Annotated in this window: 1 protein-coding gene and 1 pseudogene; both read right to left on the bottom strand. The window is 65.9% G+C overall.

The genetic code is table 11. The annotated features are described in order from the left end of the window. Positions 1 to 264, bottom strand: a 264-nt coding sequence (locus EN884_RS38325; RefSeq protein WP_206617795.1) for a P1 family peptidase, incomplete at its 3' end; no start/stop codon positions are given. Next, positions 264 to 408 (bottom strand): annotated as a pseudogene (locus tag EN884_RS40025) (ABC transporter substrate-binding protein); the annotation flags it as partial. The pseudogene EN884_RS40025 and the gene EN884_RS38325, both read right to left, overlap by 1 nt.

Raw genomic sequence — 408 nt, forward strand, 5'->3', positions numbered from 1 at the left:
CGCCTGACGGCCGGAAGCTGCGTCGAGGCCGAAAGCCGAGCCGCCCGAAAGCACCACGGCGTGCACCACATCGACGGAATTGTGCGGTTCGAGCAGGTCGGTCTCGCGGGTGCCCGGCGCACCGCCCAGGATCTGAACGCCGGCCACTGTGGACGCATCGCAAAGCACGGTCGTTACCCCGGATTTCAGCCTGGCGTCGGACGCATTGCCGACGCGCAGGCCGGCAACGTCGGTGATCAGGTTGCGTGGGCCGGTGCGAAACATCAGTTGCTTTCCAAGGGCGCAAAGCGCGTGCCATCGAAGCGGAAGACGCGGTAGGGGCTCCGGCTGAGATCGCCTTTCGCATCAAACCGGATCGGCCCGATCGCCGTGGTGAAATCCTGTCCGGTCAGAGCTTCGGCCAGTGGT

The sequence above is a fragment of the Mesorhizobium sp. M7A.F.Ca.AU.001.01.1.1 genome, assembly GCF_004022735.1.
Lineage (GTDB): Bacteria > Pseudomonadota > Alphaproteobacteria > Rhizobiales > Rhizobiaceae > Mesorhizobium > Mesorhizobium ciceri.